11 protein-coding genes and 2 pseudogenes are annotated in these 15,740 nt (G+C 35.2%); 1 reads left to right on the top strand and 12 read right to left on the bottom strand.

What is annotated here, in order from left to right; all coding sequences use genetic code 11:
• Positions 1 to 189: 189 nt before the first annotated feature.
• The 6 genes from JFU20_RS08290 to JFU20_RS08315 form a co-directional block, all read right to left on the bottom strand.
• Positions 190 to 1,572, bottom strand: coding sequence for a putrescine aminotransferase (locus JFU20_RS08290; RefSeq protein WP_002011496.1), 1,383 nt, complete (start codon positions 1,570 to 1,572; stop codon positions 190 to 192).
• Positions 1,573 to 3,066, bottom strand: a complete 1,494-nt coding sequence (locus tag JFU20_RS08295) for an aldehyde dehydrogenase family protein (RefSeq protein ID WP_002166103.1) — start codon at positions 3,064 to 3,066, stop codon at positions 1,573 to 1,575.
• Positions 3,067 to 3,456: 390 nt separating this feature from the next.
• Positions 3,457 to 5,586, bottom strand: coding sequence for a sigma 54-interacting transcriptional regulator (locus tag JFU20_RS08300; RefSeq protein ID WP_002011501.1), 2,130 nt, complete (start codon positions 5,584 to 5,586; stop codon positions 3,457 to 3,459).
• A gap of 144 nt (positions 5,587 to 5,730) precedes the next feature.
• On the bottom strand, positions 5,731 to 5,979 hold the full coding sequence (locus tag JFU20_RS08305; RefSeq protein WP_002011502.1) for a biotin/lipoyl attachment domain-containing protein: 249 nt from the start codon (positions 5,977 to 5,979) through the stop codon (positions 5,731 to 5,733).
• Between the two features lie 27 nt (positions 5,980 to 6,006).
• Positions 6,007 to 6,297, bottom strand: a complete 291-nt coding sequence (locus JFU20_RS08310) for an SAV0927 family protein (protein ID WP_002011503.1) — start codon at positions 6,295 to 6,297, stop codon at positions 6,007 to 6,009.
• A gap of 18 nt (positions 6,298 to 6,315) precedes the next feature.
• Entirely contained in the window at positions 6,316 to 7,596 is a 1,281-nt protein-coding gene (locus JFU20_RS08315) for a Glu/Leu/Phe/Val family dehydrogenase (RefSeq protein WP_002011504.1), read from the bottom strand.
• A gap of 259 nt (positions 7,597 to 7,855) precedes the next feature.
• On the opposite strand from JFU20_RS08315, the gene JFU20_RS08320 reads away from it, so the two are divergent.
• Positions 7,856 to 9,186 (top strand): IS3 family transposase gene (locus JFU20_RS08320; protein WP_201038429.1). Its coding sequence is split into 2 segments (ribosomal slippage): positions 7,856 to 8,240 and positions 8,240 to 9,186, totalling 1,332 coding nucleotides; the frame shifts between segments, so codons are not numbered across the junction.
• A gap of 59 nt (positions 9,187 to 9,245) precedes the next feature.
• Here JFU20_RS08320 and JFU20_RS08325 read toward each other — a convergent pair.
• The 6 genes and pseudogenes from JFU20_RS08325 to JFU20_RS08350 all read right to left on the bottom strand — a co-directional run bounded on the left by JFU20_RS08325 (position 9,246) and on the right by JFU20_RS08350 (position 15,709).
• Positions 9,246 to 10,595 (bottom strand): APC family permease, encoded by a 1,350-nt coding sequence (locus JFU20_RS08325; protein WP_002011506.1) that lies wholly within the window; start codon positions 10,593 to 10,595, stop codon positions 9,246 to 9,248.
• A gap of 424 nt (positions 10,596 to 11,019) precedes the next feature.
• Positions 11,020 to 11,988, bottom strand: coding sequence for a class 1b ribonucleoside-diphosphate reductase subunit beta (nrdF, locus tag JFU20_RS08330; RefSeq protein ID WP_002011508.1), 969 nt, complete (start codon positions 11,986 to 11,988; stop codon positions 11,020 to 11,022).
• 94 nt (positions 11,989 to 12,082) lie between these two features.
• Positions 12,083 to 13,468, bottom strand: a pseudogene (locus JFU20_RS08335) (ribonucleoside-diphosphate reductase subunit alpha); the annotation flags it as partial.
• Between the two features lie 401 nt (positions 13,469 to 13,869).
• A pseudogene (locus tag JFU20_RS08340) lies at positions 13,870 to 14,568 on the bottom strand (ribonucleotide reductase N-terminal alpha domain-containing protein); the annotation flags it as partial.
• A complete protein-coding gene (gene nrdI, locus JFU20_RS08345; protein WP_000959445.1) occupies positions 14,555 to 14,914 on the bottom strand; it encodes a class Ib ribonucleoside-diphosphate reductase assembly flavoprotein NrdI in 360 nt (119 codons plus the stop codon). The gene nrdI and the pseudogene JFU20_RS08340, both read right to left, overlap by 14 nt.
• A gap of 477 nt (positions 14,915 to 15,391) precedes the next feature.
• Positions 15,392 to 15,709 (bottom strand): hypothetical protein, encoded by a 318-nt coding sequence (locus tag JFU20_RS08350; protein ID WP_002011512.1) that lies wholly within the window; start codon positions 15,707 to 15,709, stop codon positions 15,392 to 15,394.
• Between the last annotated feature and the right edge of the window lie 31 nt (positions 15,710 to 15,740).

The following is a 15,740-nucleotide window of genomic DNA, read 5'->3' on the forward strand; positions in this document are numbered from 1 at the left end:
CCCCTCCTGTCTTAGTGTGTTAGTTAAATAGTACACTAAGACAAATTACATGTAAATACTTACAACAAAAAATGTAATAAAAAGGCAGTGTAACTTTTCGTTACACTGCCTTCCTGTAATAAAATACAGGTAAATCTATTCTAATTATAGTTTCAATCGTTTGAATTCACATATAACCTTATACGAAATTTATTTTACTTTTACTTGAGTTAGCACAGATTTAAACGTATTAATAACTGTATCTACTTCTTCATAACTAATTGTAAGGGATGGTTCAATACGAATTGTTTTTGAGTTAATTAATGTTCCCGCAACAAGAATTCCTTGATCAAACATCGCCTTTGACACTTCATAACCAATCTCGTCTTTATGGAATTCAATCCCAATCATTAAACCTTGACCACGAATTTCAAAGATTTTATCCTCGTGCCCTTCTGCTGCTTGTTTCAATCCATTCAAGAAATACTCCCCAACCTCCATAGCTCGTTCCGGTAATTTCTCTTCCAATAATACATGGATTGTTGCAATTGCAGCAGCACATGCAAGAGGATTTCCTCCAAATGTTGTTGTATGCATAAATGGATTTTCAAACCAACTTTTGAATACTGCTTCTTTCGCAACAATAGCTCCCGCTGGCATTACACCTCCACCAAACGCCTTCGCAAGACAAATAATATCCGGCACGACATCATATAATTCTGCAGCAAACATTTTTCCTGTACGTCCCATTCCAGTTTGTACTTCATCAAAGATAAGGAGTGATCCAAACTCATCACAAAGCTCTCGTACTTGTTTCAAATAATTTTCTGGAGGTAAAATAATACCGCCCTCTCCTTGAATTGGTTCTAAAATAACTGCTGCAACATCTTCTCCCACTAATGCACATGTCTCAAATGTTTTTCTCATCATATCAATATCGCCAAACGGAACATGACGGAAACCCGGAATTAATGGTAAAAATGGCTTACGGAACATTCCTTTTGCCGTCCCAGATAAAGCACCAAGGCTCTTACCATGGAAAGCACGCGTTGTAGCAATGAAAGTTGTTCGTTCACTATACATTTTTGCTAGTTTTAATGCTGCCTCTACGCTTTCTGTTCCACTATTTGTGAAGAAGGCGTATTTCAAATCACCAGGTGTAATATCCGCTAAAATCTTTGCAAGCATTGCTCGAAGTGGATCTAGTAAATCCTGACTGTGCAATGCTTGACGTTTTAATTGATCTGTCACAGCTTTTACCACTTTCGGATTACGGTGACCAACATTATAAATTCCAAATCCACCTAAACAGTCAATATATCTTTTACCGTTAATATCCATGAAGCAAGATCCTTCATCTGACCATTCTACTGCTGCAAATTGTCCATCTTTTGTTACTGTTTTTCTATAAGCAAGAAAACCAGGATTCACATGCTCTCTAAATCCGTCTACTGTTTCTTTTTGAATCCAATTTGCCTCTTCTTCAGATACTTTTTCTTTTTCAATTAACTGTAGTACTTTCGTAATATACTCATTTATATTTGAACCTTTTACATCTTTCTCATTCAATTTATTTTCTACGTTCGTTCCCATCTAATTCACTCCTACATTTTTTTTATTTGCAAACCAGCCTATTGGTTCTACTTCTAGATTTATATTAATCTGCTTAATTTCTTGAAATTCTTCTAAACCAAACGTTCCTAGACTACGACCTATACCACTTTGCTTATATCCGCCCCAAGGTGCCTCATTATATGTTGGATGATAACTATTAATCCACGTAATTCCTGCGCGAAGTTTGCGAATCACACGCATTGCTTTTGCACCATCGACTGTAAATACTCCTCCAGCCAAACCATAGTCTGTACCGTTTGCCAACTCAATTGCTTCCTGTTCGTCTTTAAACTTTTGAATTACTACAACAGGACCGAAGATTTCTTCCTGGACAATACGCATATCAGGTTTTACATTGACAAAGACTGTTGGTTCAATAAAGAAACCATCACCTTTTCCATCCTCCATTATTCGTCTACCTCCGCAAGCAACGTTTGCACCTTCGTCTTTCCCAATTTCAATATAACGTAATACTTTTTCCATATGTTCTTGACTTACAAGTGGCCCCATTTCTGATTCTGGATTATCACCAGGCCCAACGTTAATTTGCTGTGCTCGCTCTACAAAACTATTAACAAATTTATCATAAATATTTTCTTCGACAAGGATTCTTGATCCTGCTGAACATACTTGTCCGCTACCTGCATAAATACCGAATAGAGCATAATCAATAGCGGTCTCAAAATCTGCATCTGCAAAAATAATATTTGGAGATTTCCCTCCGAGTTCTAACGAAATCTTTTTCATATTATCAGCCGCTGTTCTCATAATGTGCTTACCTGTTTTTGTTCCACCTGTGAAGGAAATCATATCCACTTTATTACTCGCTGCAATTTCATTCCCTACTATTGGACCAGCCCCCATTACCATATTGGCAACACCTTTTGGTAGCCCTACTTTTTCAAGGATTTCGAATAGCTTTGTTGCAGTGATTGGTGTCACTTCAGAAGGTTTAAACACAATGGTATTTCCAGCTGCTAAAGCAGGTGCAATTTTCCATACACTCATCAATAGCGGATAATTCCATGGAACAATTAATCCACAAACACCAACTGGCTCTCTTACAACCATCGCTTGCATCGGATCGGCTACATGATATGTTTGACCATCTGGCTTTGTAATCAATCCGGCATAATAGCGAAAACAAGCCGCTGCATCTCCAATATCTCCTTCTGCCTCACGATACGTTTTTCCATTATCCATTGTTTCAAGGTATACTAATTCTTCCATATTTTTATCAATTTCATCTGCTATTTTAAATAAATATGATGCCCTTTCAGCAGTGGATGTTGCTGACCAAATTCCGCTATCGAAAGCCGTTCTTGCCACTTCTATCGCGTATTTTGCATCCTCAATCGTTCCCTCAGGTGCATATGCTATACCCTTGCCATTCGCAGGGTTAATAATCGTTCTTTTTTCTTGATCACTAGAGTCTCTCCATTCACCGTTTACATACATTTTTAAATCTAGCACTATATTGAATCCCCCTTTATCGATCGTTTATATATTTATAAGCAATTTCCATGCCAATATTTAAAATTCAAAAGAATCATACATAAAGTGAAACTTTAATTAGCCCTCACCAATCGGGCGTTTACGGACAGCAGGGCTTCCACCTAACTTCTTTGCTCCACCTGAATTTTGAGGTGGGAGTTTTACTGCCCACAAATATCGGGATAAACTGACTATTTTCTTAAAAACAACAAACATTTTATGCATTTCCGCATACACTATTCCATTTTGCATAAAGTGAAACTTTAATCAATTCCGCTACCGCCTTCACCACTCGGGACTTGAATCCCAGAGAATATGTACATGCTGAGCGCACACAAAAAGGAGAAGTCTATGTGACCTTCTCCTTTTTTAGGAATATGAGATGATATCAGCCGCTATCTCTTTTTCACTAACAATCTTTTGATATTTACGACTCACTGAAGATTGGCTGATTCCAAGAGCTTTTGCAGCCCTAGTCGTTGTTTTATACTGCTTCATTGCAAGCAAAATCAATTGTTCTTCTACAGAATGTAGCGCTTCTTGTAATGGTAATACTCTTGTAATAACTGGTTTTGATTTATTAAAGTCATAACCGGGTGTTAAAAACTTACTAACAAACTCCGCTTCAATTACTGGATCGTCTGCTGATACGACTAAACGTTCAATCATATTTTGTAATTCACGGACATTTCCTGGCCATGAATAGAACTCTAGTAAATTAAGTGCATCTGGAGTTAAATGATAATTTTTATTATATTTTTTATTTAACTGTTGTAAGAAATGAAAGGCAAGTACCGGAACATCTTCCATTCGCTCTCGTAAAGAAGGAACTCGCAGTGGAATTACATTGAGGCGATAAAATAAATCTTCACGGAATGTTCCAGATTCGACCATCTTTTCAAGGCTCTTATTTGTAGCAGCAATAATTTGTACATTTATTTTCATAGGTGTTGTACTTCCAATAGGAATTACTTCTTGTTCCTGCAGGACTCTAAGCAATTTTACTTGCAAATGTAAAGGCATTTCTCCAATTTCATCTAAAAATAAAATACCTTGATCAGCTCGCTTAAAATATCCTTCTTTTCCATTTTTATCGGCTCCTGTAAAAGCACCTTTCGTATAACCAAATAGTTCACTTTCTAGCAAAGTTTCTGGAATTGCACCACAATTTAATTTTAAAAATGGCTTTGAAGATCGGTTTCCAAGTTGATGAATTGCCTGAGCAATTACTTCTTTTCCGACGCCAGATTCTCCAGAAATAAGAACATTGGAAGAAAAATCTGCTATTTTTTTAGCTTGGTTAATAATTTGCTCCATTTTCGGACTACAGTAAATAAGCTTCTTAAGAAAACGATCTTTATTTTTAAAGTCATCTAACTCCTTCTTATATTGCTCTGATATCTTCTTTATTTCATGTAATTCCGTCTTCAATCTCGTTGCTTCGGTAATATCCCTGGAGGCAATAATAATACGATGAAGCTCTCCGTTTTCATTAAATACAGGGTTTCCAACTGCTAATATTTTTCTTCCGCTTTTTGTTTCTTGTACAACTGATACCTTTTTTTGTTTTTCCAACACTAATCGCGTAACCGATGGACTAAATAATCCTTTCTTTTCTAGGTCTAAAAGATTTTTTCCTAACAAGTCCTTCAAATTACTCCCCCAAAAATCATTGATAACAGTTTCACTATAACGAATTAATTCCCCTTTATGATTAACAACTAATATTTCATCATAAATGCTAGACAAAATTGCATGTAAATCTTTATTTAAATCCTTTATATATTCAATTTCCATCGCCATGTCCTCGACCATCGGCAAATCTTGCACAATAATAACCATTCCTTCAATACTTTGATCAAAGTTTGGAATCGGACTATAGTCAACTAATACACCCATCTCATTTGTGATTTGTAATTGATTCAAGATCGTTTTTCCCTTTGTAAATACGTTATTAATGTGTTCTCCATTAAAAATCAGTTCTGCTGGTACATTCATAACTTTTTCAGGAGTCGATTTAATCATCTTCAAACCAGATTCATTACAATTTACAATTTTCTTTTCTCGATCTACTACAAAAATCCCCATTGGAATAGACGTTAAAATAATTTTCAATATATCAACACTCTGATTTTCTTGTTTAAATAGTTCTGCAAAAACATCCTCTCTTCTTATATATCCCGTTAGCTCATCCACTTCATTTTTTACTATGGCAATCGGCGCTCCAATAATTTGAAAAAGAGCTGTTAAAGAAATATCTTTACTAAGATGACATATTGTATCTAGTGAAACAGCATTTGAAAGTAATAGCTTAGAAGTTAATTCCTTACTATTTGATAGCAGATCCTTCACATGAACGTATGCAAATAATTTCTCTCCTCTTTTTAAAAATAGAAACGATTCTTTTATATTTTTAACATCTATATTCCATTCCTTTTCAGATTGATCGATAGGTAGAGAAACTATGGGTCTAATTTTTGTATGAGCGATGGAAAACATTCTGCTATTCCTCCTTTGAACTATTTAATTTGTATTGTATCATTAAATACAGATTTTTTTAATTAATCTGAAAATAAAACATTTCTTTCTTTATTTAATAAAAAAAGGAAGATGAGTGCCTCCATCTTCCTCATAGTTCTATCATTAATCACTACCACTAACGAAAAGATCTTCTTGAATATAAGCTAATACCATACCTGGAATTACTTTATCTCCCGCTTCTACTTCTAAAGATTGAACTTCTCCACTACATCCCATCTTAATTACTTCCAGTTTACCATTCATATCTTTAATAGCGAATAATGGCTCCCATTCATAAATTCGAGAATCCTTATCGATAGACACTTTTTCAATTATTCCATAACACGGACTCGTAATAATATCATAATACATAATCAATCATCCCTTTCTTTTATTCTATTAATATTGTTCTTCTAACCTTTGTGACTGAAGAATCATATAGAAAAAGCTTTGAAACTCTTCTATGTCCTCTACCTCAATGCCTAGCCTTGTTGCCCAATATTGTTCCTCTCCAATATCTTCTTGGCTTAATAAAACCATTCTCCCATTTTGAATTGAGGTAACCATTGCTTTTCCAAGAAACTGGTGCGAATACGTAACAGCTATATCGTAACGATGACTATTCGACACAATACAGTAATAACCGATTTGTTGTCTCTCCACTTCTTCTAATAAAATATCCAGTTTCAGTTTAGCCCTCCCTTTAGGTTAAAAATGCAACCAACCTCTTAGGCGCGATGCTTCTACAATCTTGCGAGCCCCTTCCATATAGGCAGCAATTTTCATATTTACTCCAAAGCGTTTAGAAGTATCAAGTACGTTAGAAAAACTAGATGTAATTTTCTCCTTTAAACATTGATCAACATATTGCTCCGTCCAGTAATATCCTTGGTTATTTTGACACCATTCAAAATATGAAACAATCACGCCACCAGAGTTTGCTAAAATATCTGGAACAACCAAAATTCCCTTTTCTTCTAACATGGTTATCGCCTCTTTTGTTGTTGGTCCATTTGCAGCCTCAATGATAATCTTACATCCAAGCTTTCCTGCATTATGTTTTGTAATGACTCCTCCAATTGCCGCCGGAATGAGTACATCACATTCTTTTTCTAACAACTCCTGATTAGAAATTGTTTTACTAAAGAGATTCGATACTACACCGAAAGAATCTCTGTTTTCTAGTAAATAAGGAACATCTAGACCGTCTGGATTATAAATTCCTCCTATAGCATCTGATACCCCGACTACTTTCACACCAATATCATATAAATATTTTCCCAAATAACCTCCAACATTCCCAAACCCTTGAATAATAACTCGCATATTTTGTAGCGGAATTTGTTTTAACTCACTTACTAACTGAAGTGTATACAATACACCTTTAGAAGTTGCTGTTTCCCGCCCTTGTGATCCTCCTAGCATTAATGGCTTCCCGGTTATAAAGCCTGGAGAGTCAAACTCCCTGATATGGTCATATTCATCTAGCATCCAAGCCATAATTTGCGCATTTGTATACATATCAGGTGCTGGAATATCTTTCGTCGGTCCCACAATTTGACTTACTGCTCTTACATACCCACGACTCAGTAACTCTAGTTCTCTAAAACTCAACTCCTGTGGATTACAAATAATCCCGCCCTTTGCGCCTCCATATGGCAGTCCTGTCACTCCACATTTCAAGCTCATCCAGCCAGCAAGTGCTTTTACTTCTTCTGCCGTAACATCTGGATGAAATCTAATACCACCTTTTGTTGGCCCTGCTGCGTCGTTATGCTGAGCGCGATACCCTTGAAATACCTTTGTTGTTCCATCATCCATTCGAACAGGAATGCTTACTTCTAAAAAACGCATTGGTTTTTTCAGAAATTCGAATACTTCGTCTGGATAACTTAAAAAATGAAGCGCCTCTTTTAATATAGCTTGAAATTCCTCTAAAGGATTTTCAACTTCAACTGTATTTGTATATTTTTCTGATTGAATCGGCACGATAACACCCCTCTTTATACTTTTACTAATTGTACAAAGCAATAATCGTGCCAAGTGAAAATACTACGTTAATCATATCGTGTCATCCCCTTTACTTATGAATCTTTGAATGACTTATGCAATGCTGCATGATTATCAAATATAAAAAAAGACATCGGAACTTTAAAATGTACCCTATAGAATAGACACTGAAAAAAAGTCTATTCTATAGGGTATTTCTTGTATAATGAGAGAAAATTGGGATCGGAGAAAGTTCAAAATGACAAAAAAGCTATTTACAGAAAGAGACATTCAAATTCTATCAAATAACCCCTACATAAAATCTGTAAGTCAGAAAGGTATCACTTATACAGATGAATTTAAGCGTATTTTTATTGAGGAAAATGAGAAAGGAAAACTACCTCGAAATATTTTTGAAGAATGTGGTTTTGATATAGATATGATTGGAATGAAACGAATTATGTCATCAGGAAGTAGATGGCGTGCTGCTTACAGAAAAAATGGTGTATTTGGTTTGCGAGATACACGCCAAAACGCGGGAAGAACTCTTGAGAGAGAGCTTACGTTAGAAGAGAAGTATGCTCGTTTAGAAGCCGAACGGAACTTACTAAAGGCAGAAAATGAATTGTTAAAAAAGATCAAACTTATGGAAGGGAGGATGAGAAGGAAATAACTTTATCACCTAGTCAGAAATATATCCTGATTCGTTCTGTCATCATAAAATATAACTTAAGAAATATGGTGAGTTATTTGTGTAAAGTAGCTGGTGTATCCCGTTCGGGATACTATAATTATTTTTCCATTTCATCTCAAGAACAACGGAAACAAAAGAACAATCAAGATGAAATCGTGAAAGAAATCATATTAAAAGCACTTCGATTTAGAAATCGAAAGAAAGGGGCTCGTCAAATAAAAATGACATTGGTGGGTCATTTTCAAGTTGTCTACAATTTAAAGCGTATCCGTAGAATCATGAAAAAATATGAGATTGTCTGTCCGATTCGGAAAGCAAATCCTTATAAAAGAATGCTGAAAGCTTCAAAAGAACATCGAGTAGTGCCGAATCAATTAAATCGAGAATTTAAACAAAACACCCCAGGAAAAACGCTTCTTACAGATATCACTTATTTAGTTTACGGTAAGAATAAAAGAGCTTATTTATCTACAATTTTAGACGGCTCAACCAATGAAATTTTAGCTTACCATGTTTCAGAACAGATGACATTAGACCTCGTAATAACAACTCTTCATAAACTAAAACGGAATAAGAGGATTCGATTGACTGAAGGTGCATATATTCATTCAGATCAAGGAGCCCACTACACAAGCCCTACCTACCAAAAATTAGTCAAAAAGCTAAAGCTCGGACAATCTATGTCAAGAAGAGGGAACTGTTGGGATAACGCTCCACAAGAATCATTTTTTGGTCATCTGAAAGATGAAGCACATATAAAACCTTGCGAGTCTTTTACTGAGTTGAAACAAGAGATTAAGAAATATATGACGTACTATAATCACTATAGATATCAATGGAATTTAAAAAAGATGACTCCTGTTGGATACAGAAATCATCTTCTTGATGTTGCCTAACTTTTTTCAAAATGTCCTTTACAAAGGGTACAGATTACTTATCCGATGCCTTTTTCTTTTTATATTTCCTGTGCTTCTTCAAAATGCATTTGCGGAGGAGCTGAACGGAACATATTTGTAACATATAGAAGGTACCCAATTCCAATAGCAGCCCAGCAAAGTCCCAAAATAAGTGAATGGATATTGAGATTAAACCATAGTACGGCTACAGTAGCAGCACCCAAAATAGGCATAACTAAGTAATTTAAGAAATCTTTTATCGTCTTATATCTTTTTTGCTTGATTATATAGTAAGAAATTACAGACAAATTAACAAATGTAAATGCAATAAGCGCTCCAAAGTTAATAAGAGATGCTGCTGTTTCTAAATCAATGAATATAGCGAAGAGCGAAATAATTCCTACAAAAATAATATTATATACTGGGGTTCTCCAGCGAGGATGAATGTATCCGAATATTTTCTTCGGAATTACATTATCTCGCCCCATTACGTATAATAACCTGGATACACTTGTATGAGAAGCTAAACCGGACGCAAGTGTCCCCATAAGGGTTCCTACTAAAAAGAAAGCTTGAAATAATTTCCCGCCAACATATAGTGCAATTTCTGGGGATGCTGATTCTTGATTTTTAAATACAGATGTATCTGGAAAAATAGATTGTGTAAAATACGTTGTAGTAATGAATAAAACTCCGCCGATTAAAGCAGTAAGAAAAATAGCTCGAGGAATTGTTTTCTTCGCGTTTGGTGTCTCTTCTGAAAATGTAGTTACTGCATCAAAACCTAAAAACGAGAAACAAAGAATTGTCGCACCTGCAACTAACGGTGATATTTGTATATCTGATTGAAAAAACGGCTGAATGGAAAAGATTTCTCCTGTTCCCTCTCCCGATAATAAACCTTTTATAACTAGAAAAACAAACACGGCCATTACTAACACCTGAAATATTACTAAGAAAGTATTGAAATTAGCAGTAGCATTTACGCTAATCATGTTTATTAATGTAATCAGGAGAACAAAGCCAATGACCCATACCCAACTAGGAACACTTGGAAAAAATGCTGACATATAAATTCTCGTTAATAGTGCGTTCACCATTGGTAGAAACAAATAATCCAATAATGCGGACCATCCAACAAGAAACCCAAGCCTTGCACTAATTGTCTTCTGTGTATACGTATAAGCAGATCCTGCGGTAGGAAAAGCCTTTACCATTTTTCCGTAGCTTGCAGCGGTAAACAACATCCCCGCTAATGCAATAAGATAAGCTCCTGGAACATGACCACCCGTTTTTTCAGAAACGATTCCAAATGTATCAAACCCAACCATCGGTGTCATATACCCGACCCCTAGCATAACAATTGACCAAAGCCCTAATGAACGTTTTAAACCAACTACTTTCCCCACCTATCATTCCTCCTACTTTCTCTATCTAATTTCCATTTAAAAATCGACAATCAAAAGGAAGCGTTTTCAAATAACCATATATCACACCGAGTATTACCTCCCTTTTTGTTACTTTTTAAATATTCATGCAATTTTCAAGCCAAAATTTCTAGAGTTTAAAAATTCAATATTAAAAAGAACGTATAGGTGGAATTAGACCTCATTTCTTCTCATTTTTTATTCATTTTGACATAAGTTATTCAATCTCTCATACGACTAAATATGAAAATAAAACCTTAATCCGTGTTTTTTCTTGATTCCCACTTCCTCAAAAATTGGGCTTTTACAAGATTAAAATATTTCCATGAAATAATAACATTATGTAAACTATTCATAGCAAAAAAGCTGTCTTTTCTATAAAGACAGCTTTTTCTATAACACTATATTAAAAATTGAATACGAAGTCATCGTCTGCTAACTTTTCAACATTCGTTGCTTTTACGTAACCATTTCCTTTTACAGAGAAGAAGTCATGGTTTTTCGTATCTGTACGTAAACCATTTAAAACGATTGGGTTAATTTCTTCTTCCTCAAACTTCGGCTCAAGTCCTAAGTTCATAAGTCCTTTATTCGCATTGTAACGAACGAAACGATTTACATCCTCTACAAGACCGATAGAAGTGTAAATTTCTTCTGTATATGCCAATTCAATTTCATACAGTTCCATTAATAACTCTTGCGTTTCCGTTTGTACTTCTTGTTGCTCTTCTGCAGAAAGTTCTGTGAAGATTTGTTGTGCTAAAATACCAACGAATACGCCGTGAATTGACTCGTCACGAATTATTAGGTTAATAATCTCACCACTTGCCGTCAATTTACCTTGACCCGCTAAGTAAAGTGGATAGAAGAATCCACTATAGAATAAGTAACTTTCTAAGAACACACTTGCTACCATTGCCATGTATAACTCTTTTTTCGTTACTTCAGGCTTTAATAAGCGACGATAGTAACTAGTAACAATACCAGCTTTTTTCTCAAGTAATGGATGGTTATCTACCCATTCAAAAATATCATCAATTTCTTCTTCAGTAGCTAACGTTGTGAAAATATGGCTGTAACTCTTCGCATGTACTTCTTCCATAGCGCCCATGAAAGCTAATACACTTTTCGCTTGTAAATTTTCAAGATGAACAAGTACAAGTGGCATCCCTTCGCCACCTTGTTTCGTATCTAAAAGTGTTAAACCACCTAATACACGCTTATAAGCAATTTGCTCTTCTTTTGATAATTGTGCCCAAGTATTTTTGTCAGAAGACACTGCGATTTCTTCTTCTGTCCAAAACTGAGCGATGTTTTGCTTCCAAAACATTAAACTAAAATCATCTTCTTTTTTGTTCCAGTTTACCGCACGCATTAAATCGCCCCTTCTCTAAATAAACATAAAAAATTGATAACTAAGCATGAGCAGGGTTCAGAAAAACCCTGCTCATAATGTCTCACTTTTTATATTAAACGGTACAAGCCACGCACTCTTCCACGCTTAATTTACGTGTTCTCGTATAATAAAGACTCTTCAAGCCTTTTTTATGTGCATAAATGTAGTAACGTGCTAACTCACGTGTTGAAATATCACTATTAACATAAAGAATGGTACTAATTCCTTGGTCAATATGTTCTTGAACTTCTGCGATTAAATCAATTAATTTAAACTGATTCATATCGTAAGAAGATTTATAGTACCAGAACGTATCTTTTGATAAATACGGCATTGGATAATATGTTGTCGCATTCGCATACGTTCTTGATTCAATTTGACTTACGATTGGCATTACGCTTGAAGTTGCATTTTGAACGTAACTAATCGATTGTGTCGGAGCGATTGCAAGACGATATGAGTTGTATAAACCATTCTTCTGTACTTGCTCTTTTAAACTTGTCCAATCTTCTTTTGTTGGAATATGAATTCCTTCAAATAATTGCTGAATTTTTTCAGTTACTGGGCTGTAATCTGTCGTTTCATACTTTTCAAAGTATGTGCCGTTTGCATAATCAGACTTATCGAAGTCTTTAAATGTTTCGCCTTTTTCTTTAGCGATCTCCATACTTTTCTCAATCGAGTAGTAATTTAACATCATAAAGAATGTACGAGCGAATTCTTTCGCTTCAGCACTTTCATAAGCGATTTTATTTTTTGCTAAATATCCATGTAAGTTCATTGCTCCAAGTCCAACTGAATGAAGCTCATCATTTGCTTTTTTCACAGTTGGGGCATTCGGAATGATCGTCATATCAGAAACAGCTGTTAAAGCTTCCATTCCCGCATGAACTGCTTCACGAATTTCTTTATTTTCCATTACGTTTACGATATTTAACGATCCTAAGTTACAGTTAATATCACGGCGGATAATGTCTTCTGTACCGTAATCATTTATTTCAGAAGTTTCTTGTAGCTGGAAGATTTCTGTACATAAGTTCGACATCTTCACAGTTCCAATATCCTTCAGTGGATGCTGGTTATTTGCATTTGATTTAAACATTAAGTATGGGTAACCAGACTCCAGCTGAATCATAGCAATTTTAATAAGCATATCACGCGCACTAATATCTAGTGGCTTCTTCTTCACTTTCGGATTGCTCATTAATTCATCGTACATTTCGTCGATATCTATATCATCTAAATGTTTTCCGTACTCTTTAAATACTGTATAAGGCGCGAAAACATGGAAAGGTTCGTTTTTCTCAGCAAGCTCAAAGAACTTACTTGGAACGATAATTCCGATTGATAGAGACTGAATACGGCTCTTCTCATCGGCATTTATTTTTTTGGTATCAAGGAATTCAATAATATCCCAATGGAAAATGTTTAAGTATACTGCACCTGCACCTTTTCGTTGCATATTGTTACTCCATATCGTTAAAACGTATGGGGGATAGTCATTTCTGCTATCCTCTCTATATCGCTATAGAGTTCAGACCATATCTTCTTCTCGCCAAATTCTTCATTTAACCATTTATCATATGCTTGATGCACATGAATATGGCATAAACTATAATAAATGTATACACCCTTTGAATTTGGTTGTTTTGAGAAGCCAGGTTCGAGCTACTTAGTCACCTACATAGCCACTTGGTCGTTGAACCTTCTCCTTATCTAATAAATTTAGGAGCTCGGCTGCTGATTTCCTGCAATCTTGGATTTTCAGGGTTCGCTACGTAATTTCTTCGTAGTATCCTACCTTGATATACTCAGGCGTTCCAGCAATTGACCTGGTTTTATAGTTGAGCCATAAAGTTAACCCAACTGATTCGCATACGAAAACGAATCTTCAAGTAATTTCATAACAGGTACTACACCACTTGCGGCGTTATCAATACCTTTAATTTGCTCACCACGTGCACGTAGCTTAGATAAGTTTAAAGCTACTCCACCACCGATTTTCGATAATTGCATTGCAGTATTAATGTTAAAGCCGATTGAATTTAAGCTATCATCCATCTCTAACAAGAAACAAGACACCATTTCTCCTCTTCTGCTTCGTCCCGCATTTAAAAAGGTTGGTGTCGCTGGTTGGTAGTTTTGTTTTACAATCATACTTGCGAAGTGTTTTGCCTTCGCAACATCACCGCGTCCTAAGTATAATGACACAATTGCTACACGATCTTCATAGCTTTCTAAGTATTGTTTTTGATCATTCGTTTTTAACGCATAATCTTTATAGAACTTAGATGCTGCCATATAAGATTGGAACTCGAAGTTTTCACCATAAGCGATGTTATAAACTCCTTCTACTTCCTCCAAGCTATACTCGTCCAGAACGTTGTAATAGTAATCATGTTCTTTCATATACTCCATTCGCTCTGCCACGCTATTAAAATGAACGGTATTCTCTCTAGCTTCTTCCATAAAGACTTCTAATGCCTCTTTATCTTTATGAAGCTGATAAAAACCGTCCTGCATTTGCGTGATTTCATTATTCAGTTCAATGTGTCGCAATCTCCCGCACCCTTTCTTTAAAATATTCTACATCATTATTTGTTCCAGATAACTCAAATTTTGATACAATAGGCACTTCATATTTAGTAGAGATTTTGTCAGCACTTGCACCAAACATGTCTCCCCAATTACGATTGCCACTTGCAGATACGCCTTTTAATTTTTCATTATTGCGTTCTAAAAAGTCTAAAACACGTTCCGGTACATTTCCAAAACCTGTTGTATACGTAATAAGAATAAAGTCTTCATCTAATACTAGAGCTTCATCAATTTGAACGGCCGGCATATTTAATTTGTGAATGAAACGCTTCACGTTTCCTGTCATAGAATCATATGCAACTAACATTTCCGACCCTCCCTCTCCAATCTATATTCTCTGTATGTCGTTTCTTGATTTCTCTATATATTGTATTACGTTTCAAAATAAGACACAAGATATATGTATAAATTCTTTCTTTTTTTAAATTTCACTTTTCGACATGACCGTCGATTTTTTTCAATACAAAGACTATGAAACAACATTCTAAAACTCATGTCAATAAAGTGCTTTTCAAAAAAGTTGTCAACGAATTTAACCTTATTTTTAAAAAAGTTACCAATATTTTTTGTCATAAAACAGTAAATGCTGGAGTAATATATTTCTCCAGCATCACGCAAAAAAGAACAGATATTAAACGATAATCTGTTCTAACAAACGATTACATTTATCAATTTTACTTTATTAAATATTATACATATTCTTTCGTTCCTCGTTACATACTAAAAGATAACTATTATAGAAAAAGATTATTATTATGGAACTTCAATTTATTTATGAAAAAAATTATTCAGGGTGCTCAATACGCAAAATATCTCTTACAAATATATGATGTGGATTCTCATCTTTATCGAGCATTGTACATACAGGAGCTTCTTCATCAAAGTATACGATCATTCCTTCTACGTACTGATATGTATGTTGAACTTGTACCGTTACTTTAATTTCTACTGCTTGTTCATACGCCCTTTTTATTTTCTGAAGCATTTTTGCTGAACATTTTCGTTTCTCTGGATACATAACCATTCCCATAAACCTATTCCCAGCTCTATCTTTCCACATATAATCCCAATGTGGCAATATGCCTTGTTTAAAATCCCCCATAATTCTCCTCTCCTTTATCTTCTATTTATCC

The sequence above is a fragment of the Bacillus sp. TH30 genome (genome assembly GCF_016650875.1).
Classification (GTDB): Bacteria; Bacillota; Bacilli; order Bacillales; family Bacillaceae_G; genus Bacillus_A; species Bacillus_A mycoides.

What these genes read in the sequence shown, in the direction of transcription:
- JFU20_RS08290 (WP_002011496.1), bottom strand. Translation starts at nt 1,572, where the DNA reads ATGGGAACGAACGTAGAAAATAAATTGAATGAGAAAGATGTAAAAGGT.
- nrdI (WP_000959445.1), bottom strand. Translation starts at nt 14,914, where the DNA reads ATGTTAGTTGCATATGATTCTATGACAGGAAACGTGAAGCGTTTCATT.
- JFU20_RS08300 (WP_002011501.1), bottom strand. Translation starts at nt 5,586, where the DNA reads ATGTTTTCCATCGCTCATACAAAAATTAGACCCATAGTTTCTCTACCT.
- JFU20_RS08350 (WP_002011512.1), bottom strand. Translation starts at nt 15,709, where the DNA reads ATGGGGGATTTTAAACAAGGCATATTGCCACATTGGGATTATATGTGG.
- nrdF (WP_002011508.1), bottom strand. Translation starts at nt 11,988, where the DNA reads ATGCGTGCGGTAAACTGGAACAAAAAAGAAGATGATTTTAGTTTAATG.
- JFU20_RS08305 (WP_002011502.1), bottom strand. Translation starts at nt 5,979, where the DNA reads ATGTATTATGATATTATTACGAGTCCGTGTTATGGAATAATTGAAAAA.